Genomic DNA, 22,232 nt, shown 5'->3' with positions numbered 1-22,232 from the left:
TCGGCCCAGGTATGCGCGATCGGGTCGCGGTGTGTAGACCGGTTGCCACGAGCCCGTGGTTCAACTTCCGGGAGCCGACTGTTAACCGGTAAGTAACTCACCGACCGTGTCGGCGACGGCTACGGTCCGCACGCTGTCCCCATGAGCCAGGTCTTCGGAGCAGACGGGCACCCGGCGTACCTGATCACGCGCAGGGACCAGCTCGGTGCACCGCTCTCGTTGAGCGGCGTACTTCCGGAGAGCAAGGCGATCCTCTTCCAGGGCGCGCCCGGTATGGGCAAGACCACCGAACTCAACCGGGTGGAAGATCTGGCCGAGGTCCACGGCTGGACCACGATCCGGGTGACCGCGTCCGAGAACATCCCGCTCGAGCACCACCTGACCACCGCGTTCCGGCAGAAGCTCGACGACCTGCGGGACAGGTTCGGCAAGCGCCAGGTCCGCGACCTCAGCAAGACGGTCCGCGACCTGACCGCGAGCGGCCGCAACACCCGGTGGGGCTGGGAAGCGCGGCTCGGGGGCGGCCCGGTCCCGGTCGAGTTCGTCGGTAAGCACGAGAAGGACACCACCGCACACGACAAGCTCGGCACCACGCTGAACGATTTCGCCGACGAGCTCGGCCGGATCGCCGGCCACGAGAACGAGCCGATCCTGCTGCTGATCGACAAGATCGACGCGGCGTCGGAGCACGACCAGGCGGGCGTGAACGACCTCGCGATCCATCTCGAGGAAATGGATCGCCCGGTCTGGCTGGTCATCGCCGGCGGCACCAAGTCGACGAGTTCGCTGATGCACGCGTCCCGGCGGATGTCCGGTATCGCCACCACGATCACCAACCAGTTCAGTGTCCGCGAGCTCGAGCCGCTGTCCGACGAGGACCTGGCCGTGTCCCTGACCGAGCCGCTCGACGACGAGCAGATCCCGTACGAGTACGCCGGGATCGACGTCCTGGTCCGCGCCGCCAACGGCAACCCGAGCCAGTTGCGGAAGTTCGCGCTGGCCGCTGTCGCGATGCGGGACCCGGAGCGCGGGATCACGGCGGCGGCTGCGGAAGCCGCGACAGCCAGGGTCTGGAGGGACTCGGAACACAGCTACCAGAGCAGGTGGGACCAGCCGGAGACCACCCACGCCCAGAAGGATCTGCTCGCCAAGGTCGCGGCGCAGGGGACGAACGGCCTGTACATGCCGGCCGAGACCCGTACGGACCAGTCGGACCAGTGGCAGCAGGTCGACAAGGCGCGCCAGGAGCTGGTCGCCCGCGGAATGCTCCGGGAGCACGACGGCCAACTCGTGACGATCCCCGACAAGGGATTCCGGGACTGGCTCAACCAGCACCTCGACCAGACACCGGCACCGCCCCACGGGCCGGAAGTCGGCCGGCCGGCCGCCAACCTGGCACCGGTCCACCTTGCGGGGGACCGGGCCGCGGTCACCAAGGTGTTCGGCACGTCCGATCAGCTCGTCGAGCCGATCGACCGCAAGGACAAGGACGGCCGGCCGATCTCACTGGACCAGCGACTCCCGATCGGCACCACGGTGTTGTTCACCGGACCTCCCGGCATCGGCACCAGCCAGGAGCTGAACCGGGCCAAGGCGCTGGCCGACCAGGAGGGCTGGATCACGATCCGGTTCAGCGCCTCCCGACGCGAGTCGGTGGAGGCCAGGATCATTCGCGCCGTCCAGGACGAGATGGACACCTTCAAGCGGCGGTACCCGGCCGACCAGGTCAAGGAACTGAAAGAGATCCTGAACCGGATGGCGGTCCGGACCAAGAACTCGATGAACACCGCGCAGATCCGGGCCGGCCTCGCGCCCGGACCGAAGATCGGCGTCCACACGGCCTGGGAAGGCGTCACGAAGGACTCGGTCGGCCGGACCTTGAGTGAGCTCGGCGAGCAGCTCGGCAAGATGGCCGGGCCGCGGCGCGAGCCGATCGTGCTGATGGTCGACAACCTGGACGCCGCGTCGCGCGACGGCGCGTCGCGCGACGACCTGGTCGCCCTGGTCGGGCTGTCGGCCACCCTGCACGAGAACCGGAAACCGGCGTTCCTGATCGCGGCGGGCGGCAACCAGATGGAGTCCCGGCTGCTGTCGGCCTCAGGTGGCGCCTCCGGGACGGAGACCGAGCTGAAGCTCGACGTCCGCGCACTGGTGCCGATGAACGCCGCCGAGATGCGCAAGGCACTCGTCACGCCGCTGGCCAAGGCCGGTTACCAGTGCGAGCCGGGTGCTGTGGACAAGCTGATGGAGGACGCCCAAGGTCACCCGAGCAGGTTGCGGATGCTCGCCGGCGCGGCCCTCGAGCTCGTTCCGCCCGGCGAGAACACCATCACCGCCGAGGTCGCCGCGACCGCGGCCTCCCGGCTGAACACCCGGTCCCAGTCGCTGTACGCCGCTGCCTGGAGAAACTGCTCGAACCACGAGATGGCGTTGCTCGCGAAAACCGCGGCGCACGGTTCCCATGGGGTGCCCATCCCGACCCGGACCGCGGGCCCGGATCGCTGGGACCTCGACGACGCGTCCAAGGCACTGATCTCCCGTGGCCTGCTGACCCGGACCGACTTCCGGATCCACGTCACCGACCCAGGCTTCCAGGACTGGGTACAGACCCGGCTCGGCACAGCCACCGCACTGTCCGGCATCGCCGCACCGGCCAGGCCGCACGCGCAGCTCACGACGACCGGAGGGCGGGCCGGAGAACACCGGCCCGCCCTCGGCGCCAAACAGGACGTGCAGCAGAACCGCTGAGCCTCCGAGGCCCTCTTACGGCCAGATCGACGCGATCCACTCCGGGTGGTCGATGAACGGGTTCCGGTTGTGCTGGAACTGGCTGTAGATGACCTCGTTGCGGTTCTTCTCGAACGCGTCCGGCGGGTCGGCCGCGGCCCAGGCCTTCAGCACCGTGAGCTTGCCGATGTACGGCGCGGTGCCGTTGCCGACCGAGTTGTTCAGCTCGAGGTTCGCGAACCCGTCGTCGCCCTCGTAGCGCACGGCCATGTAGAAGATCATCCGGGCCACGTCACCGCGGACCGCTGCCCGGGGCGCGAACGAGTCCGAGTCCGCCGTACAGCCGGAGCACTGGGCGACCGCCGTACCGCCGTTGTCGAAGTCGAGGTTGCCGCGGGCCGAGTTCACCGTCACGTCCTCGGGGCGGAGGTGGTGGATGTCGGTGCCCGGGCCGGTCGCGGTGCCGAAGTCGCCGTGCGATTTCGCCCAGACGTGTTCACGGTTCCAGTCGTCGGCGTCGCCGCCGTTGAGGGTCTTGCTGATCGAGCGGCCGGAGTAGATCTCGATGACGTTGCTGCTGTTGCTCGGGTCCTGGTCGGTGACCTTCAGCGCGTCCCAGACCTGGTCGTAGCTGAGCTTGGTCTGGCTCGAGATGATCGTGTGCAGCGCGGACTTCAGCGCCGCGCCGGTCTTGCCCTCGGCGCCGGCGTAGTAGTCACCCGGATCCGGCCCCGGGTCCGTGCCGCCGCCGCCGGTGAAGGCGGTCGCGTTCTTCAGGCCGGGGTGCGAGAAGTACGCCGTCAGCGTGCCGGTGACAGTGATCTGCTTGCCGAGCAGGCTCGGGTTGCTCTGCAGTCCGTACGACGCGCGGAACGCGGTCGGGATCTGCACGTAGAGCATCGCCGACGTACTGGTCTGGGACGCCGAGTCGGCGAGTGCCAGCGCGTAGTCGTTCGGGAAGTTGCTGCGGACAACCGTGGTGGTCGCGGTCGGCTGGCCGACGACGTACCCGGTGACGGATGCGGTCGAACCGTCTTGGCGGCCGATCGCCGTGGCGACCGTGATCGAGGTGGCGGCGTTCGACGGCGTAATGCCGAAGCCGAGCAGTGCGAGAACGGCGGTGACGAGCAGCGCCGGACGGAAGAGTCGGGACACGGCTACTCCCAGGGGCGGTTGGGGACCGGACGCAGGTCAGTCTGCCCCGGTTGCCGGGCCACCTAACAAACTGCAGGTGAAGAGTTGAACCGGTGGGGCGGTGAACGAGTGAGTGCCGTTCACCACCCCACCTGGGTGAATGGGCCCCCATCAGGCCGAAGCGCACAGCCGCAGCCCGCTCTGCCCACACACCAGCGAGGCGCTACTGGCGGGCAGCACCTCACCGTCGAGGTCGGCGTGGTGCGGACGCCGTTTACGGACCGTACTCATTCCAGCACGCGTTGTCCATGCCTCGCGGACGCCATCTCACTCTCCAGACCGGTAGCATCCAGCGGGTGACCTTGCGGCTCTTCAACTCGCTCGGACGCCGCGTGGAGGACTTCACGCCGGCCACGGACGGTGTCGTGCGGCTGTACAGCTGTGGGCCGACGGTCTACAGCTACGCGCACATCGGCAACCTGCGCGCGTACACGTTCGCGGACACCCTGCGCCGGGCTCTGCTCTGGAAAGGCCTGCGGGTCGAGCACGTCATCAACATCACCGACGTCGGCCACGCGGTCGCGGAGGCCGAGCTCGGCGAGGACAAGCTCGAGGTCGCGGCCGCCCGGGAACGCCGTTCGGTCGAGGAGATCGCGGCGATGTACACCGAGGCGTTCTTCACGGACCTGGCCTCGCTGAACATCCTGCCCGCTCACCACTATCCGCGCGCCACGCAGTACGTCGAGCAGATGATCGCGTTCGCCGAGCGCCTGGTCGAGCGCGGCTTCACGTACGAGATCGAGTCCGGGCTGTACTTCGACACGTCGAAGGACCCGACGTACGGGCAGCTCGGACTGATCGACGTGAGCGGTCAGCTCGAGGGCGCCCGCGTCGAGGAGGTCCCCGGGCGGCAGGCCAAGACCGACTTCGCGCTGTGGCGGGCGGAGGCTCCGGGGCAGCTGCGGGCGATGCGCTGGAACTCGCCGTGGGGTTGGGGAGCACCGGGCTGGCACCTGGAGTGCTCGGTGATGAGCATGCTGCTGCTCGGTGAGCACTTCGACATCCACACCGGCGGGGTGGACCACCGGCAGTTGCACCACGTCAACGAGATCGCGCAGAGCGAGGCGTACCTCGGTGACGGGCAGCCGTGGGTCAAGTTCTGGCTGCACAACGAGTTCCTGCAGCTCGGGTCGGCGAAGATCTCGAAGTCTTCGGGGCACATCTTGACCGTCAGCGATCTGGCGAAGCAGGGGTTCCATCCGCTCGCGTACCGGCTCTTCCTGCTCGGCGGTCACTACCGTGCGCAGCTGGAGTTCACCCTGGCCGGACTCGACAGCGCCCAGTCCACGCTGCGCCGGCTGGTCCGCCGTACGTCGGCACTCGGCGAGCTGCCGCTGGTGACCACCGCGGACGAGGCCCGCGCGGCGGCCGGTGACGATGCCGCGGCTGTCGCGGTGATCGACCAGATCGACGACGCGATCAGCGCCGACCTCAACACACCGCGCGTCCTCGCGTTGCTGCAGGACTCGCTGCGTGATCAGACGCTGTCCGAAGCGGGGCAGCGAGCCGTTGTCGCCGCGTGTGCCGCCGTACTCGGGCTGCCGTTCGGTCAGCTCACACCGGCGGACCTCGAGCAGGCATCTGATCTACCAGAGGTGGATGAGGCCGCAGTCGAGCAGCTGGTCGCGGACCGCGAGGCGGCTCGGGTCGCGCGCGATTGGGCCCGCGCCGACGCGCTTCGTGCGGAGCTGACCGAGCTGGGCATTCAGGTCACCGACACCGCCGACGGCCCGACCTGGACCCGCCTCGGCTGATTTCGTCAGGCCGGTACGACGACATTGTCCGACCGCTGCGCGCGCTTGAGGCCGTAGAGCAGCAGGCCGATCGAGATCGCTCCGACGACGGCGTACGTGATGCGGCCGCCGATACCGTCCCAGGTGGAGTGCAGAGCGACGGCCAGCGCGTACATGCCGAGGAAGCCGGCGAACCGTTTGCCCGTCGGCTCGAGAACGAACCGCCACAGACCCCAGCAGGTCAGGCCAGATCGGGCTGGTGGGGTGGGTTTGCGAATGGCACAGCCCAGGCCGCGTGACCGGCCGGGGAGAGCAGGCCGCGGATGAACAGGGTCTGCTCGGCCGCGCCGACGTTCCCGTCGGACTGCAGCAGCGCGACGAACGCGTAGCCCATCGTCTCCAGGACGGCGAACCCGGTGCCGACCGCGACCCCGATGACGATCCCGCGCCCGATCGACGTCCGGTACCGGTGCCCGAAGAACACCACGAGGATCGCCGGTACGACGAGCTTGGCCGCCTCCTCGATCAGCCCCACCCCGACCATCGGCAACGTCCCGAGCCGCCGCATCGCGTCGTACTCGAGCAGGCCCGCGACGACCACCCCGACCACCCCGCCGAACAGCAGGCAACCGCCCAGCGTCGGCCCGTCGATCAGCCAGCGCCCGGACCGCCCGGCGGCGAACGTCACGAAGGTCAGCGGGACGACGAGCGCGCCGAGCAGGATCATCGTCGGGAAGAGATTCGGGTTCCCGGTGTCGGTCAGCACGGCCAGGACGGCGAGGTACAGCGCGCCGCCGATCACGAAGGTTCCGAGCCATCCCCACCTGCGTACCGCCTTCGCGCTCATGCCTCAGATGGTGCCAGGTTCATGGCGTGGTTGCGCCATGTCGCAGGGACGGCAGTGATGGACAGGGCGGATTCCTGTGACGTGATTGCAAACTCGGTCGGAAGAAGAGGTGTGCCTGCCCCAAACCTCTCGAAGGAGAATGCCGCCTATGTCCTCCCCCCGACGTGCCGCCGCGCTCACCACCGCGGCGGTACTTGCTCTCGGCGCGGCGACGGTGATCCCGTCCGCCGCGGCCCCTCCGACCGGATCCACCGTGATCAAGTCGTCCTCGGTCACGCTGATCACCGGTGACGTCGTCGAACTGACCGACGCCGGTGCCGGCAAGAAGGCCGCCACCGTCCGCCCGGCGGCCGGCCGCGAAGGCGTCTCGTTCCACACGATCGAGGCCGACGGCGGACTCCGCGTGCTGCCGAGCGACGCCGTACCGTTCGTCGCGAACGGCGTCCTGGACGTGGACCTGTTCGACGTCGACGAGCTGATCGCCGACGGGTACGGCGAGGCCGCGAGCCTCCCGCTGATCGTGAAGGACACCCCCGGCGCCCGGACCGCGCAGAACCTCGCCGGTACGACGACGACGCGACAGCTCCCGTCGATCGGCGGTCGCGCCCTGACCGCGGCGAATGACCAGCTGCCAGAGCTGTGGAGATCGCTGAATCCGGGTGCCGGCGCCCGCTCGCTGAACAGCGGCGTGACCAAGATCTGGCTGGACGGCAAGGTCCGTCCGGTGCTCGACAAGAGCGTCCCGCAGATCGGCGCGCCGGACGCCTGGAAGGCCGGGCACGAAGGCTCCGGCGTGCAGGTCGCCGTACTGGACACCGGTGTCGACGCGACGCACCCGGACCTGGACGGCAAGGTCAAACAGAGCCAGGACTTCTCCGGCAGCCCGACCGGCACCGAGGACCACTTCGGCCACGGTACGCATGTCGCCGCGACCATCGCCGGGACCGGCGCGGGTGCCGGCGGCACCCGGAAGGGCGTCGCGCCGAAGGCCGACCTGCTGGTCGGCAAGGTGCTCGGCGACGACGGGTACGGCTACGACTCCTGGATCATCGCCGGCATGGAGTGGGCCGCGTCCGAGGGCGCGAAGGTCGTGAACATGAGCCTCGGCGGCGAGGCCACCGACGGCACCGACCCGCTCAGCCAGGCGGTCAACGACATCACCGCGCAGACCGGCACCCTGTTCGTGGTTGCGGCCGGCAACGAGGGCCAGGACGAGACCGTCGGTACGCCGGGCGCCGCGGCGTCCGCGCTGACGGTCGGCGCCGTGGACCGCGAGGACAAGCTCGCCGACTTCTCCAGTCGCGGACCGCGGCTCGGTGACGCGGGCCTGAAGCCGGAGATCACCGCCCCAGGCGTCGGCATCATCGCCGCCCGCGCGACCGGCACCGACATGGGTGACCCGGTGGACGAGCTCTACACCGCCGCCTCCGGTACGTCGATGGCGACGCCGCACGTCGCCGGTGCGGCGGCCCTGCTCGCGCAGCAGCACCCGGACTGGAAGGCCGACCAGCTGAAGAACGCGCTGGTCAGCACCGCGAAGACCCAGGCTCAGCAGACCGTCTATCAGCAGGGTGCCGGCCGGGTCGACCTCACCCGCGCCGTCGCGCAGAAGGTGACCGCCAGCGGCGTCGCGGACTTCGGCGTCCAGACCGCGGAGGCGGGCACCCGGACCATCACCTACCGGAACGACTCCGGCAGCCCGGTCACGCTGAACCTGTCCGTCCAGGTGACGAACCTCGACGACAAGCAGCCGGAGACCGACGGCTTCGGCCTGCCGGCGACCGTGACGGTCCCGGCCAACGGCACCGCCGACGTACCGCTGACACTGGACCCGGCCAAGCTCGGCCGCGGCCAGTACAGCGGCTGGATCGTTGCCACCGGCCCCGACGGCGTCATCACCCACACCGCGGTCGGCGCGCTCCGGTCCGGCCCGAAGCACAAGGTCACGCTGCGTGCGGTCGGGCTGGACGGTCAGCCCACCGGCGTCCCGGTGATCTCGCTGTTCGGCGACAACTCGCGTTCCGACGTACTGGCGTGGATCCCGAACGGTGCGACGTACACCGCCGAGGTCGAGGAGGGCACCTACCTGCTGCACTCGCTGGTCGAGAACAACGATCCGCAGAACGAGCAGGTCAGCCTGTTCACCGACCCGAACATCGTGGTCAGCAAGGACAGCGAGATCGTCATCGACGCGCGGAAGGCGGTCCCGATCAAGATCGAGACGCCGAAGCCGTCGGAGCAGCAGGCGGTGCTGAGCTACTACGTGCACCGGGAGTACGGCAACGGCCGGTCCATCAGCCACGGCGTCATGCACTTCAGCACGGTCCAGCAGGTCAACGTGACACCGACCAAGCCGGTCAAGGACGGCAGCTTCGAGTTCTCGTCCCGCTGGCAGCTGGTTGCCCCGCTGGTGCAGGCGTCGATCCCCGGTGTGTCCGGTCCGCTCGACATCAACCTGCTGCACCGATCCCCGTCGTACGAAGGCAAGAAGCGCTTCCGGCTCGTGACCTCGCTGGAGGACGCGAAGGGCGCCCTGGTGGTGCTCGACTCCGACGACGAGGACGAGCAGATCAAGGCGGCCGCGGCAGCCGGCGCAGCGGCGGTCATCCTGGTCCGGCCGGCCGACTGGGGTGCGTGGACGGTCTGGCGACCGGTCGGTGACCGGGAGCCGATCCCGGCGATGGTGACCACGTTCAAGGACGGCCAGAAGCTCGTGGACCGGGTACGGCGCGGCAAGGCGACGATCGACCTCACGCTCACCACGTCCAGCCCGTACCTGTACGACGTACAGCAGGTCTCGACCGGGTTCATCCCGGCGCAGATCGTCTACAGGGTGACGGCGGCGAACAGCGCGCGCATCACCACGCGGTACGCCGACAACGGCGGGTTCAACTGGGCCAAGGAGCAGCGGTTCGGGTGGCGTCCGTGGCAGGAGTACTCGTGGAACGACTCCCAGCGGTTCGTCGAGACGCCGAAGGTCCGCGAGGAGTGGGTGACGTCGGGCGACTCGCTTTGGCAGCACCGGGTGTCCCACCTGTACACGTGGGACACCATGAACCCGCTGGGCAGCGGTATGACGTCCGTACCGCGCAGCTACCGGAGCGGTTCGTCGGACGAGACCTGGTTCGGTCCGGTCGTACGGCCCGCGGCTGCGCCCGGCATCCAGTCCACGCGGACCGGTGACCGGCTCTCGCTTCGCATCCCGTCCTTCGTGGACGCGGGCGGGCATTACACGATCGGTGAGGCCACGAAGGACTCGGCGACGCTGTCCCGCAACGGTCAGGTCGTGGCCGAGCTTCCGGACGCGTGGGAGGACGTGATCACCTCCAGCGACAACGCGGCGTACAAGCTCGACCTGTCCACCGAGCGCATCGACGAGGAAGGCGAGTGGAACTGGGGGACGCGTACTGAGACCTCCTGGGAGTTCCGCTCGGCGAAGCAGGCGGACGACAAGGCAACGCCGCTCGCCCTGCAGCAGGTCGCCTACACGGTTCCGGTCGACCTGACCGGCCGGGTGAGCGCCCGCACGCACGTGGTCGGCTTCGAGTCACCCCGTGCGTCGTCCCTGCAGGCCTGGTCGTCCTTCGACGAGGGCAAGACCTGGCAGCGCCTCGTAGTCATCGGTGCCCTCGGCCACTTCCTGGCCGTCGTCCCGAACGCCCACGACACGGTCTCCCTCAAGGTCGCAGCCACCGGCCCGAACGGCTCAAAGATCACCCAGACGGTGATCCGCGCGTACGGCGTCAAGTAACTCGCTTACGTCCGAAGAACTGGCGATACGTACCGCCAGTTCTTCGGACGTAACGGGTGTGGTTGATCAGAGCCAGTCGCGTTTCGCGGCTTGGAAGGCTAGGCCGGTGCGGGTGTCTACGCCGGCTAAGGCCATCAGGCGGTCCAGGCGGCGTTGGACGGTGCGGCGGCTGATGCCCAGCTGGTTGGCGATCGACTTGTCCGGTACGCCGCCTACGAGCAGGGAGAGCAGGAGCCGCTCGGAGTCGTCGAGGCCCTCGGGCTCCGCCGGCTCGTCGGATTGCAGGCGTACTGGCGTCGCCAGCTCCCAGTAGCTCTCGAAGAGCGCCAGCAGCGCGTCCAGGAGCTGGCCGCGGCTGATGATCGCGGCCGACGGCTCACCGATGCTCTGCTCGTCGTCACGGACCAGCGGGCAGATGGCCGTCGACCGGTCCACGATCGCGATCCGGACCGGCAGCGTCGGCACCACCCGCGCCTCCTCGCCCCAGCTGACGCCTTCGGCGATCGAGTCCAGCTCTCCGGGTGTCTCGATCAGTGCGCGCTCGTAAATGGCGCGGTACCGGACGCCGCGGGACAAGGCGCCGTACTCCTCGGTGTTCTCGGCGCCCTGCATCGCCAGCGGGTTCGCGCGGCAGAACCAGAGGATCTCCTCGCGGGCCGCGTTCTGCAGGTCGCGCAGGCGCTCTCTGAGCGTGGCGGCGCCGACGATCACCTCGACCAGGTGGTGCGCGTCCCGCCGGCTCACGCTGGCCCGGAACTCTTCGCTGAGCGCGCTCACCGTCTTGCGAGCCGCCTCGAGCGACTCCTGGCGGCGCAGCAGCGTCGTACCGAAGGCGACGTCCGGCGGCAACGGCCGGAACACCGGATCGTCGGCCGGCTGCGCCGTGACGAGGCCCTTGGCCTGCAACCGCTGCAGCACTTCGTCGGCCTCCGGCTGCGGCAACCTGGCGACCTCGGCAAGGTCACCGGACTTGGCGGCCGACAGGCCGACGAGCAGCCGGTAGGCGTGCTCTTCCCGCTCGTCCAGCAACGGACCATCCGGCATCGGCCCCACCTCCCGGGCACCACCTAACCAGGAATTTCGATCGGGAAGCGAGCGCTTTCCCATTGGCACTGTTGAGCCGTGTCTCGTTTGTGTCATCACGGCTGTGCTGAGGGACCGTCACTTTCCGGTCAGAAGCCCGCGGAACTCGCCAGCCGCCCAGTACCACCGCCCTGGAGAAGAGACGCCATGATGAGCTTGACCGACTACGCCGGCATCGCCGGCCTGATCGCCGCGGCCGCCGTCGCGATCTGGATGCTCCGCAACCACCGCACCGTGGCCCCCACGGCCAGACATCGCGGCGCGCCTACCCTGCGGCTACCGCGACCGACCCATCCGGAGCGTTCTTCTTCGCGTAGTAGTAGGTAAGCCCGCCGTAGGCGTACATCGACAACCCGAGCACGGCCATCAGCACGATCACGATCCATTGCCACGGGCCGTCCTGGTAGAGGGCCAGGAACCATGACTTGGTGTCGTGATTGCCGGTGAGCTTGAAGATCGCCGGTACGACGGCCTGCGGGAACAACGGGATCGCCCCGAACCCGAGGCAGAACCCGGCCAACGTACGCCGCCACTTGGGGAGTGCATCGAAACCCGCGGTCTTCTTGGCCTGCTCCGCGGGCGATCGCCCATGCCTGAGCAACGTGAGGAGCTCAGGACCCCGTGCGTCGAGACGCCGGGCCGCCACGCGACCGAAGTACCACCAGGCGAGCACACCGGACAGTACGCCGACCGGCACGCCCCACCAGCCGGTGTAGAGCGCCAGGATCAGTGCCGGGGCACAGGTCGCCGCGACCAGCACGAGCATCACGTAGACGATGCCCATGGTCTCGCCTTCGTTCTCACCCGAGTTGAGCGGGTTCCCGGACCGCTTGTGCGCATCAGTCGTCGGTACGGCGGCGTACACCGAGCAGGCGACCACCAGACCCGCTGCACCACCGAGCAGCGCGGGCAGCGCGCTCAGCACCAGCGGCCAGGCCCTGGTGTCGCCGGACCACCAGGTGAGCAGCAGGGTGATCAGCAGCGTCGACGGACCGAAGACCAGCAGGAACGCACGCTGGCGCGCCCGCACGTCCGCCCGGCTGGAGCCAGGTGTCATCAGGGTGGTCCAGAACGCCGTACCGTCCGCGCCGTACAGGTTGGCGGTCATCGAGCCCGCCATCACCACAGCGGCCGGACCGGCCCACGGCAGCATCGACTTCATCCCGATCGCCAACGGCATCATGCAGAAGAACAACCCGTAGGCTACGGCGAACACAGCGCGGTGGCCGTACAGCAGGTCGCGTGTCCATGACCGGAGCTCCTTGGCTCCCGCAGCACCCGCCCCGGTCCTCGCAGACAGTTGCCGCCTGACCGTCCCACCGGTCCGACTACCCGTGGTGCGCCGTACCAACAAGGCACTCCAGGCCAGGAGCATCACGACAGCGAGCACCACAAGCCCTGCCAACGCAGCAAGAACTTCGAGCCATTCGCCGCGGCCAGCAGCCTCTACCGCGACCAGACCCCATCCCGACGGGGCGATCCGCGCACCGGTCGCGAATGCACCCTGTACGTCGGTGGACACGAACGCGACGATCAACGCCCACCCCTGTGCGGTGAACGCCAGGATGAACGCGTTGACCAGCGCTGCGATCACGGCACCGGCCCGCACCTGCAGCAGTACGCCGTACACCGCTACTGCGAGCCGGGACGCGAGGAGGAAGCAGAGCAGCTGCAGCAACAGTGCGGGCACCGCAACAAGGGCAGCGGCGACACCTCCGCTCACGACGACCAGGCTGAGCAACGCGATCAGGCTGATGACAGGTGCCACACCGGCCAGCGCGGCCACCAGCAGTCCGGCCGAGAGCGTGCGCGGCGGTAGCGGCAGCATCGTGAAGTACTCGGGCTTCAGCGTCTCGTCGCCACCACCCGCGAACAGCGGCCCGACCACCCAGCCCAGCATCCAGACCGCGAGTACGACGGCCAGTACGTCGTGATCGCCCCGCCCCGCGAGCCAGAGCGTGCCGCCCGCGAGCGCCAGCCCGACGAATCCGCCCGTGACGATCCACGACCGCCGGAACTGGTCGTCCAGCCCGTGCCGGAACGCGGCCAGCCGCATCCGGACCAGCGTGCGCGACGTCGCGTACGTCAGTGCGAGAGCCACGTCAGCCCCTCGGCGCCACGGGTCGACGCACCGACCAGCGACACGAACGCGTCCTCCAGACTGCCGCCGGCCTGCACCTCCGCAACGGTGCCCGCGGCAACGACCTTCCCGTCCGCGACCACCGCGACCCGGTCACACAACTGCTCGACCAGCGCCATCACGTGGCTCGACATCACCACCGACCCGCCGCCCGCGATGAACCGGTGCAGGATGGTCCGGATGGTGGCCGCCGACACCGGGTCGACAGCCTCGAACGGCTCGTCCAGGACCAGCAGCCGGGGCGCGTGCAGCAGCGCCACCGCGAGCCCGAGCTTCTTCCGCATACCGGTCGAGTAGCCGATCACCTGTTTGTCGTCCTCGTGGTCGAGCTCCAGCACCTCGAGCAGCTCGGCGGCCCGCCGCGCGACCTCGTCCTCGGGCAGCCCGCGCAACAGACCGAGGTACGTCAGCACCTCGCGCCCGGTCAGCCGCTCCGGCATCCCGAGCCCGTCCGGCAGTACCCCCACCAGCGCCTTGGCCCGCGTCGGGTCCCGCCAGACATCCACCCCGAAGATCCGCGCCGTACCCCCGTCCGGCCGCAACAGCCCGACCGCCATCGACAACGACGTCGTCTTCCCGGCCCCGTTCGGCCCCAGCACCCCGAAGAACGACCTGGCCGGCACCGTCAGGCTGAGATCGTCCACCGCCCGCTGCTCCCCGAACACCTTGGTGAGCCCCACCAACTCCAGCGCTTCCTCCATGCGAGGAACCCTGCCACCGAGCGCCGTGCGACCGCGTCACCCTGACGGTGGACCGCCCCCGTCAGCTGATCGGCTGAGCGGTCCAGGGGCGGCTCAGGTGCGGCTCGGGCAATTTCTGTCCGGCAGGATCATCCGAAAGGACGAAAAGTTCCGGGCAACGCAAAAGTCCCGGTCGATTCGACCGGGACTTCGTTGTGCGCGAGGGGGGAGTTGAACCCCCACGCCCTTTCGGGCACACGGACCTGAACCGTGCGCGTCTGCCTATTCCGCCACCCGCGCGCAGCCGCCTGATACATCTCTTGGCGACGAGAAGGAACAGTAGCACGGGTTCTGCCGGTGCTTCACATTGCGGGTTCGGTCGAACCTCCCGATACGATCGATCGTCGTACCCGGTGTGTCCGCCTGACCGGTGGACATCTGTTGGCGTACCGACCGTGGAGGAGGAGGCGTGCGACCGCTACAGCGCTTCGAGCGACGCCTGGAAGGCATTGTGAGCGGTGTCTTCGCGCGCGCTTTCAAGGGTGACGTCGAGCCGATCGAACTGGCCGCCGCCCTCAAGCGTGAGATCGACAACACCGCGCGGATCCTGTCCCGGGACCGCCGGCTGGTGCCGAACAGCTTCACCATCGAGCTGGGTCCGGACGACTTCGAGCGGCTGAACGCCTACGGCCGGACCCTGAACCACGAGCTCGCCAACGAACTGCGGGACCACGCCGACATCCAGCGGTACACGTTCTCCGGGCCCATCGACATCGAGCTGGTCCAGCAGGATGATCTCCCGACCGGTAAGTTCCGGGTGGTCAGCGCCACGGTCGGGACGCCCCAGCGGCGCCCGTCCTACGAGCCCCAGCCCTACCAGCAGGAGCCCTACGTGCCGCCGAACGAGCCGGTCGTGCAGACCCCGCCGCCGCCACCGCAGCAGTTCCAGCAGCCCCCGCCGCCGCAGCAGCAGGTACCGCGCCGCGGGCACCCGCAGGTGATGCTCGAGGTGAACGGCCGCCGGCGCCCGGTGAACCCGCCCGGCGTGGTGCTCGGCCGCGGCACCGACGCGGACATCCAGATCAACGACCCCGGTGTCTCCCGGCGGCACGCCGAGATCCGGCTGATGCCGGAGGGCCCGGGCGGTATCCGGGTCGTGATGGTCGACCTCGGCTCCACCAACGGCACGCTGGTGAACGGCCGCCGGACCACCGAGGCCGAGCTGGTGGACGGCTCGACGGTCCGGATCGGCAACACCACCATGACGCTGCGTCTCGCGGACGAGCCGATGGCCCAGCCGCCGAGCAGCGGGTGGTGACTGACCTTCCATGTCGGAACTGACCCTGACCCTGATCAAACTGGGGTTCCTGGCCCTGTTGTGGATGTTCGTCCTCGCGGTGCTGTCCGTGATCAGGTCCGACCTGTTCGGCGCGAAGGTGGACAGCCGCGCCGCGGCTGCCACCGTCCCGCAGAACTCCCGTACGCCGAAAGCCGCGAAGCCGGTGAAGAAGCGCAAGGGCCTGCCCGGGTCGGTGACGATCGCGGACGGTCCGCAGGCCGGGGTCGGTGCGTCGCTCGGCGATGAGCCGGTGATCATCGGCCGCGGGTCGGACTGCCAGATCCGGCTCGACGACGACTACTCCTCCACCCGGCACGCCCGGTTGTTCCTGTCCGAGGGCCAGTGGTGGGTCGAGGATCTCGGCTCCACCAACGGCACGTACCTGGACGGCCAGCGGGTCACCCGCCCGGTCCCGGCCGAAATCGGCGGTTCGATCCGGATCGGCCGGACGACGCTGAACATCGCGAAGTAGGCCTGCCTCGATGACCCTGTCGCTCGACTACGCAACCCTCTCCGACGTCGGACGGGTACGCCGCAACAACGAGGACTCGGCGTACGCCGGTCCGCACCTGCTGCTGCTCGCCGACGGAATGGGCGGGGCGGCAGCCGGTGAGGTGGCCAGCGCGGCGGCGGTCCAGGTGATCCGGCGGCTGGACACCGCCGAGATCAGCGGCGAGGACATGATCGAGGCGCTGGCCGGAGCGGTGCACCGAGCCAACGAGCGCCTGTCCGAGCTGGTCGAGGAGGACCCCGAGCGCGAGGGCATGGGGTCGACGGTCACCGCGCTGATGTTCGACGGCAAGCAGCTCGGCCTCGCGCACCTGGGCGACTCCCGCGCGTACCGGCTGCGGGACGGCCAGCTGTACCAGCTGAGCCACGACCACACCTTCGTACAGTCGCTGGTCGACGAGGGCCGGATCTCCCAGGAAGAGGCCTTCACCCACCCGCACCGCAACCTGATCCTGCGCGTCCTCGACGGCCGCCCCGACTCCGACCCGGACCTGGAGATGCTCGACGTCCAGGCCGGCGACCGGCTGATGCTGTGCAGCGACGGCCTGCCCGACTACGTGAGCGACGAGGTGATCGCGGCCTCGATGGCCTCCGGTACGCCGGACTCGGTCGTCGTCGACCTGATCACGCACGCGCTCGAGGCGGGCTCCAACGACAACGTCACCGTCCTCGTCGCAGACGTCGTCGAGACCGAGCCCGCGAGTGGCATCCAGCCGCAGCTCGTCGGAGCCGCCGCCGAGCTGGCCCAGGGCAGCACCGGGCGCGGCGAGCCGACGGTCGCGATCCGCACCAGCGGTGGTGAGGGTCACGGCGGCGGTGGTCACGGCGGTGCGGTCGACCCCGAAGAGCTGCGGTACGCGCCGCGCCCGCCGAAGCGCTTCGCGTGGCTGCGGCGGATCGCCGTACTGGTCGTCGTTCTCGGCCTGATCGGCGGAGGCGGCTGGTTCGCGTACAGCTGGACCCAGAAGCAGTACTACGTCGGCACCGACGGCGACTACGTGGCGATCTTCAAGGGCATCGAGGCGGATCTCCCGGGTCTGTCGTTGTCGAAGGTGTACGAGCGCCAGACGCTGCAGGTCGACAAGCTGCCGACGTACAGCCGGGAGCAGGTCGAGAGCAACATCCAGGCCGACGACCTGGCCGGTGCCCGCTCGATCGTCGCCGAACTGCAGCACACCGCTGCCGAGTGCGCCGCCAAGCCGACCCCGACCCCCAAGCCGTCCACGCCAGTGCCGTCGTCCAAGCCGCCCGCATCCAAGCCACCGGTCACGACCGCGCCCGTTTCGACGCCGCCCCCGTCGACGGCCCCGACCGGTTCGGCGTCGCCGAGTACGCCGGTCGACCCCGACGACTGCGACGGGGTCCGATGAGCATCGCGTCCACGTCCGTCATCCAGATCATCCCGCGGACCCGGCGTGGGGTGGAGTTGCTGCTGCTCGTGATCGCGATCGCGGTCTCGGTCGCCGCCTACGTGAACATCGGCGTCACCGTGCAGAACGCCGTACCGGCCAGCACCGGGTACTACGCGGCCGGGATCGGGCTGCTCGCCCTGATCGCACACCTCGCGCTCCGCTACCGGGCGCCGTACGCCGACCCGGTGCTGCTGCCCTGCGCGGTGCTGCTGAACGGTCTGGGCGTCGCGATGATCCACCGGATCGACCTCGGCCTGGCCATCGTCGCCGAGGCGAGGGGAAAGGTCCCGAAGGGGCCCGCGGCGCCGCAGCAGATCACCTGGACCGCGGTCGGCGTGGTGCTGTTCCTGGTCGTCATCCTCGTGATCAGAGATCACCGCCGGCTGCAGGCGCTCACCTACACCGCCGGCCTGGCCGGTCTGCTGCTGCTCGTGCTGCCGTTGATCCCCGGCCTCGGCGTGAACCTGAACGGTGCCCGGATCTGGATCCGGCTGGCGGGGATGTCCTTCCAGCCGGGTGAGTTCGCGAAGATCTGCCTGGTCGTGTTCTTCGCCGGCTACCTGGTGGTGAAACGCGACGTCCTGACGCTGGCCGGGCACCGCTTCCTCGGACTCGACCTGCCGCGGGCCCGCGACCTCGGCCCGATCGGGATCGCCTGGGTGGTCAGCCTGGGCGTCCTGGTGTTCGAGAGCGACCTCGGGTCGTCGCTGCTGTTCTTCGGCCTGTTCCTGTTCCTGCTGTACGTGTCCACCGAGCGGGCCGGGTGGCTGATCATCGGTGGCCTGCTGTTCGCCGGCGGCGCGTTCTTCGCGTACACGACCTTCGGGCACGTGCACCGCCGCGTCACCGACTGGCTGGATCCGTGGGCGATCGACGGCGGCCAGGTGAAGCTCGGGCTGATGGGCCAGTCCTGGGGCGGCATCCTCGGCCGCGGTCTCGGCCAGGGGCACCCGGAGGCCACGCTCTACGCACAGAGCGACATGATCATCTCGTCGTTCGCCGAGGAGCTCGGGCTGACCGGGCTGATCGCGATCCTGCTGGTCTACACCCTCATCATCGAGCGCGGCCTGCGGACCGCGCTCGGCTGCCGGGACATCTTCGGCAAGCTGATCGCGACCGGCCTGGCGATGTCGTTCGCGCTGCAGGTGTTCGTGATCGTCGGCGGCGTCACCGGCCTGATCCCGCTGACCGGTCTGGCCACCCCGTTCATGGCGCTCGGCGGTACGTCGCTGGTCGCGAACTGGGCGATCATCGCGCTGCTGCTGCGGATCAGCGACCAGGCCCGGCGGCCGCAGACCCCGGCCGCTCCGGTTTCCGACGACACGATCGCGATGGCGGTGCAGAAGGCATGAACTCAGCGATCCGGCGACTGGCCGTGGCGGCGATCGTCCTGATGCTCGCGCTGATGGCGAACTCGACGTACCTGCAGGCCTTCCGGGCGAACGAGATCAACGGCCGCAACGACAACAACCGGGTCCGCGACTCGCAGTTCTCGGTGAACCGCGGCCCGATCCTGATCGGCAGTACGCCGGTCGCGCAGAGCAAGGAGTCCGACGACCGGTTCAAGTACCAGCGGACCTACGCCAACGGCATGGTGTACGCACCCGTGACCGGGTTCTACTCGTACCTGTTCGGCCGCGGCGGTATCGAGCTGACGATGAACGCCGAGCTGAACGGCTCGGACCCGTCGATGGCGTTCCGCCGAATCATCGACGTGATCAGCAACCGGCCGCAGCAGGGCGGCAGCGTGACCCTGACGCTGAACGCCGCGGCGCAGCAGGCGGCGTACAACGGCCTGGCCGGGAAGACCGGTGCGGTCGTCGCGATCGAGCCGAAGACCGGGCGGATCCTGGCGATGGCCAGCCGGCCGTCGTACGACCCGAACCAGCTCGCGTCGCACGACACCGAGAAGGTCGGCGCGGCCTGGAAGAGCCTGAACGCCGACAAGAACAAGCCGCTGTCGAACCGCGCCGTGCAGGAGCTGTACCCGCCCGGGTCGACGTTCAAGCTGGTCACCGCGGCGGCCGCGCTGTCCAGCGGCAAGTACACGCCGGAGACCAAGGTGGCCTCGCCGGCCGAGCTGCCGCTCCCGCAGACCACCGTCCCGCTGGTGAACGAGGACGGCAAGAACTGCGGCGGCAGCAACAACGCGACCCTGACGATCGCGTTGCGCTACTCGTGCAACACCGCGTTCGGCACCGTCGGCATGGCGCTCGGCGCGGACGCGCTGAACGAGCAGGCCGCGAAGTTCGGCTTCGGCGCCAAGCCGCTGACCGAGCTGCCCGCCGTGGCCACCAGCCAGTTCCCCGGCGACCCGAACGAGCCGCAGACCGCGCAGTCCGCGATCGGCCAGTTCGACGTCCGCGCCACCCCGCTGCAGATGGCGATGGTGGCGGCCGGGATCGCGAACAAGGGCGAGGTGATGAAGCCGTACCTGGTCCAGAACGTGAAGACCCCGGACCTGAAGACGGTGTCGGAGACCAAGCCGGAGTCGCTGCACCAGGCGGTCACCCCGCAGGTCGCCGCGCAGCTGACCGCGATGATGGTCGACGTCGTCAACAACGGCACCGGCAGGCCGGGCCGGATCTCCGGCGTCCAGGTGGCCGGCAAGACGGGTACGGCGCAGACCTCGAGGGAACGGCCGCCGTTCGCGTGGTTCACCGCGTTCGCGCCGGCCGACGACCCGAAGGTGGCCGTGGCGGTGCTCATCGAGGACGCGAACATCCCGCGCAACGACATCGCGGGCGGAACCTTGGCGGCGCCGATCGCCAAGAAGGTGATGGAGGCGGTGCTGGGCCAATGAACGGCCGATGAGCACCATACGGAATGATGCGATGACAGAGCGTCTTTCCAACGGGGATCCGCGTGTGGCTGCCGCTACCGTGGGCAAGTTGAGTGTGTTTCCGGACAGGTTGGAAGGCTGAGGTCATGACATCGCAGGCACGTCTCGTCGGCGGCCGGTACGAAGAAGGCGAACCGCTCGGCCGCGGCGGCATGGCCGAGGTGCGCAGAGGCGTGGACAACCGGCTCGGCCGGTCGGTCGCGATCAAACGGCTGCGGGTCGACCTGGCCAGTGACGCGACCTTCCAGGCACGGTTCCGGCGCGAGGCCCAGTCGGCCGCGTCGCTGAACCACCCGACGATCGTCTCCGTGTACGACACCGGCGAGGAGCCGGACCCGAACGGCTCCGGCGTCACCATTCCGTACATCGTGATGGAGCTGGTGACCGGTAAGACGCTGCGGGACCTGATCCGGGAGGGTCGCAAGATCATGCCCGAGCGGGCGCTGGAGATCACCTCCGGCGTCCTCGAGGCGCTCGACTACAGCCACCGGGCCGGCATCGTGCACCGCGATATCAAGCCCGGAAACGTGATGCTGACCCCGCAGGGCCAGGTCAAGGTGATGGACTTCGGCATCGCCCGCGCGGTCGCCGACACGTCCTCCACGATGACCCAGACCGCGGCGGTGATCGGCACCGCGCAGTACCTGTCCCCGGAACAGGCCCGCGGCGAGACCGTGGATGCCCGTTCCGACCTGTACTCGACCGGATGCCTGCTGTACGAACTGCTCACCGGACGCCCGCCGTTCGTCGGCGAATCGCCGGTGTCGGTGGCGTACCAGCACGTCCGGGAGCAGCCGCTGCCGCCGTCCTCGTTCGACCCGGACATCCCGCCGGAGGTCGACGCGGTCGTCCTGAAGGCGCTGGCGAAGAGCCGCGAGGAGCGGTACCAGAGCGCGTCCGAGATGCGCGCCGACATCCACCGGGTGCTGGCCGGCCAGCAGGTGACCGCTCCGATGGCGGCGGTCGCGGAGACCCGGTCGATGGCGCCGACCGCGGTGGCGCCGACGGCCGCGACCCAGCAGTACCACCAGACCTCGGCGAACGACCTGCTGCCACCCGGCGGCGACGACCTGGACGAGGCGCAGGACGCACGGTCCCGCCGCAACCGCGGCCTGGCCTACTTCCTGCTCGGCCTCGCGATCGTCGCGGTCGCGGTCGGCGCGTACGCGCTGTTCTCGAACATGAACGACGACAACAAGGCCGGCGGCGGTACGACGGCCACACCGCCGGCCAAGGTCGCCGTACCGGACGTCAGCGGCAAGTCCGTCGCCGACGCGACGGCGTTGCTGTCCGCGCAGGGCCTGAAGTTCGCGCAGGGACCGTCGGAGGCCAGCGACACGGTCGGCCGCGGTTCCGCCATCCGGCAGACCCCGGCGCCGGGCACCGAGGCCGAGCAGGGCTCGACCGTCACCGTGGTGTTCTCGTCCGGCCGGAGCGCGTTCCCGGTGCCGAACGTGATCGGTATGACGGAGTCGAAGGCGAAGCAGGCGCTCAAGGAGTCCAGCGGCAAGTTCAAGGTCAACGACGACGTCAAGGAAGCGGACAGCGATCAGAAGAAGGGCACCGTGATCGCGATCAGCCCGGACCCGAACGGCTCGTACGCGTCCGGGACCGAGTTCACCCTGACCGTGTCCAACGGCGTCGTGAACGTCGACGTACCGAACGTCGTCACGCAGACCCAGGACGACGCGACGAAGACGCTGAAGGACCTCGGCTTCCGGGTCGGGTACGCCTCGGCCGACAATCCGGACGCGCCGGACCAGACCGTTCTCCAGCAGAGCGTGAAGGGCGGCACCAAGGCGCCGAAGGGCACGCTGATCACGCTGACGATCAACAACCACCAGGAGCAGCCGACCCCGCCGCCGTCCTCGACGACGCCGTCGGAAACCCCGTCGAGCGACCCGACGACACCGCCGATCACGATCCCAGGCGGCTGAGACGACGGAACCCCCGGAGCACTCGCTCCGGGGGTTC

Annotated in this window: 15 protein-coding genes and 1 tRNA gene; 9 read left to right on the top strand and 7 right to left on the bottom strand. The window is 69.3% G+C overall.

From position 1 onward, the window contains the following. The first annotated feature begins 141 nt into the window (after positions 1-141). Positions 142-2,748, top strand: coding sequence for an nSTAND1 domain-containing NTPase (locus E0H50_RS03695; protein WP_131284652.1), 2,607 nt, complete (start codon positions 142-144; stop codon positions 2,746-2,748). A 15-nt stretch (positions 2,749-2,763) separates the two neighbouring features. On the opposite strand, the gene E0H50_RS03690 is transcribed toward E0H50_RS03695, so the two are convergent. Continuing rightward, on the bottom strand, positions 2,764-3,882 hold the full coding sequence (locus tag E0H50_RS03690) for an endonuclease (protein WP_238150750.1): 1,119 nt from the start codon (positions 3,880-3,882) through the stop codon (positions 2,764-2,766). Between the two features lie 335 nt (positions 3,883-4,217). Here E0H50_RS03690 and cysS point away from each other — a divergent pair, with 335 nt between their 5' ends. After that, positions 4,218-5,675: a cysteine--tRNA ligase gene (cysS, locus tag E0H50_RS03685; protein WP_202867991.1), complete on the top strand. Its 1,458-nt coding sequence runs from the start codon at positions 4,218-4,220 to the stop codon at positions 5,673-5,675. A 5-nt stretch (positions 5,676-5,680) separates the two neighbouring features. On the opposite strand, the gene E0H50_RS43360 is transcribed toward cysS, so the two are convergent. Both E0H50_RS43360 and E0H50_RS03680 read right to left on the bottom strand, forming a co-directional pair. Next, positions 5,681-5,830: a hypothetical protein gene (locus E0H50_RS43360; protein ID WP_202867990.1), complete on the bottom strand. Its 150-nt coding sequence runs from the start codon at positions 5,828-5,830 to the stop codon at positions 5,681-5,683. Between the two features lie 65 nt (positions 5,831-5,895). Further along, a complete protein-coding gene (locus E0H50_RS03680) occupies positions 5,896-6,501 on the bottom strand; it encodes a PrsW family glutamic-type intramembrane protease (RefSeq protein WP_202867989.1) in 606 nt (201 codons plus the stop codon). 148 nt (positions 6,502-6,649) lie between these two features. Between E0H50_RS03680 and E0H50_RS03675 the strand changes: the two genes are divergently transcribed. Continuing rightward, positions 6,650-10,252: a S8 family serine peptidase gene (locus tag E0H50_RS03675; protein ID WP_131284650.1), complete on the top strand. Its 3,603-nt coding sequence runs from the start codon at positions 6,650-6,652 to the stop codon at positions 10,250-10,252. A 66-nt stretch (positions 10,253-10,318) separates the two neighbouring features. Here E0H50_RS03675 and E0H50_RS03670 read toward each other — a convergent pair whose 3' ends face one another. The 4 genes from E0H50_RS03670 to E0H50_RS03655 form a co-directional block, all read right to left on the bottom strand. Further along, entirely contained in the window at positions 10,319-11,296 is a 978-nt protein-coding gene (locus tag E0H50_RS03670; RefSeq protein ID WP_131284648.1) for a helix-turn-helix domain-containing protein, read from the bottom strand. Positions 11,297-11,600: 304 nt separating this feature from the next. Further along, the gene (locus E0H50_RS03665) at positions 11,601-13,436 is read right to left on the bottom strand and encodes a hypothetical protein (RefSeq protein ID WP_131284646.1); all 1,836 of its coding nucleotides are present in this window, start codon (positions 13,434-13,436) and stop codon (positions 11,601-11,603) included. Then, positions 13,421-14,176: an ABC transporter ATP-binding protein gene (locus E0H50_RS03660; RefSeq protein WP_131284644.1), complete on the bottom strand. Its 756-nt coding sequence runs from the start codon at positions 14,174-14,176 to the stop codon at positions 13,421-13,423. Before E0H50_RS03660 ends, E0H50_RS03665 begins: the two co-directional genes overlap by 16 nt. A gap of 195 nt (positions 14,177-14,371) precedes the next feature. Beyond that, a tRNA-Leu gene (locus tag E0H50_RS03655) sits at positions 14,372-14,455 on the bottom strand. A gap of 169 nt (positions 14,456-14,624) precedes the next feature. Between E0H50_RS03655 and E0H50_RS03650 the strand changes: the two genes are divergently transcribed. The 6 genes from E0H50_RS03650 (at position 14,625) to pknB (ending at position 22,195) form a co-directional block, all read left to right on the top strand. Beyond that, on the top strand, positions 14,625-15,473 hold the full coding sequence (locus tag E0H50_RS03650) for an FhaA domain-containing protein (protein WP_131284642.1): 849 nt from the start codon (positions 14,625-14,627) through the stop codon (positions 15,471-15,473). 10 nt (positions 15,474-15,483) lie between these two features. Beyond that, entirely contained in the window at positions 15,484-15,966 is a 483-nt protein-coding gene (locus E0H50_RS03645; RefSeq protein ID WP_131284640.1) for an FHA domain-containing protein FhaB/FipA, read from the top strand. Positions 15,967-15,976: 10 nt separating this feature from the next. Beyond that, the gene (locus tag E0H50_RS03640) at positions 15,977-17,374 is read left to right on the top strand and encodes a protein phosphatase 2C domain-containing protein (RefSeq protein WP_131284638.1); all 1,398 of its coding nucleotides are present in this window, start codon (positions 15,977-15,979) and stop codon (positions 17,372-17,374) included. After that, complete coding sequence (locus tag E0H50_RS03635) at positions 17,371-18,768, top strand: FtsW/RodA/SpoVE family cell cycle protein (RefSeq protein WP_131284636.1); 1,398 nt, start codon at positions 17,371-17,373, stop codon at positions 18,766-18,768. Before E0H50_RS03640 ends, E0H50_RS03635 begins: the two co-directional genes overlap by 4 nt. Next, complete coding sequence (locus E0H50_RS03630) at positions 18,765-20,219, top strand: peptidoglycan D,D-transpeptidase FtsI family protein (RefSeq protein WP_131284634.1); 1,455 nt, start codon at positions 18,765-18,767, stop codon at positions 20,217-20,219. The genes E0H50_RS03635 and E0H50_RS03630 overlap by 4 nt, the downstream gene beginning before the upstream one ends. A gap of 125 nt (positions 20,220-20,344) precedes the next feature. Further along, positions 20,345-22,195: a Stk1 family PASTA domain-containing Ser/Thr kinase gene (gene pknB / locus E0H50_RS03625; protein WP_131284632.1), complete on the top strand. Its 1,851-nt coding sequence runs from the start codon at positions 20,345-20,347 to the stop codon at positions 22,193-22,195. Positions 22,196-22,232 lie beyond the last annotated feature (37 nt).

The sequence above is a fragment of the Kribbella sindirgiensis genome (genome assembly GCF_004331435.1).
In the GTDB taxonomy this organism is placed as follows: Bacteria; Actinomycetota; Actinomycetes; order Propionibacteriales; family Kribbellaceae; genus Kribbella; species Kribbella sindirgiensis.
This window is presented reverse-complemented; position numbering and strand designations above follow the sequence as displayed.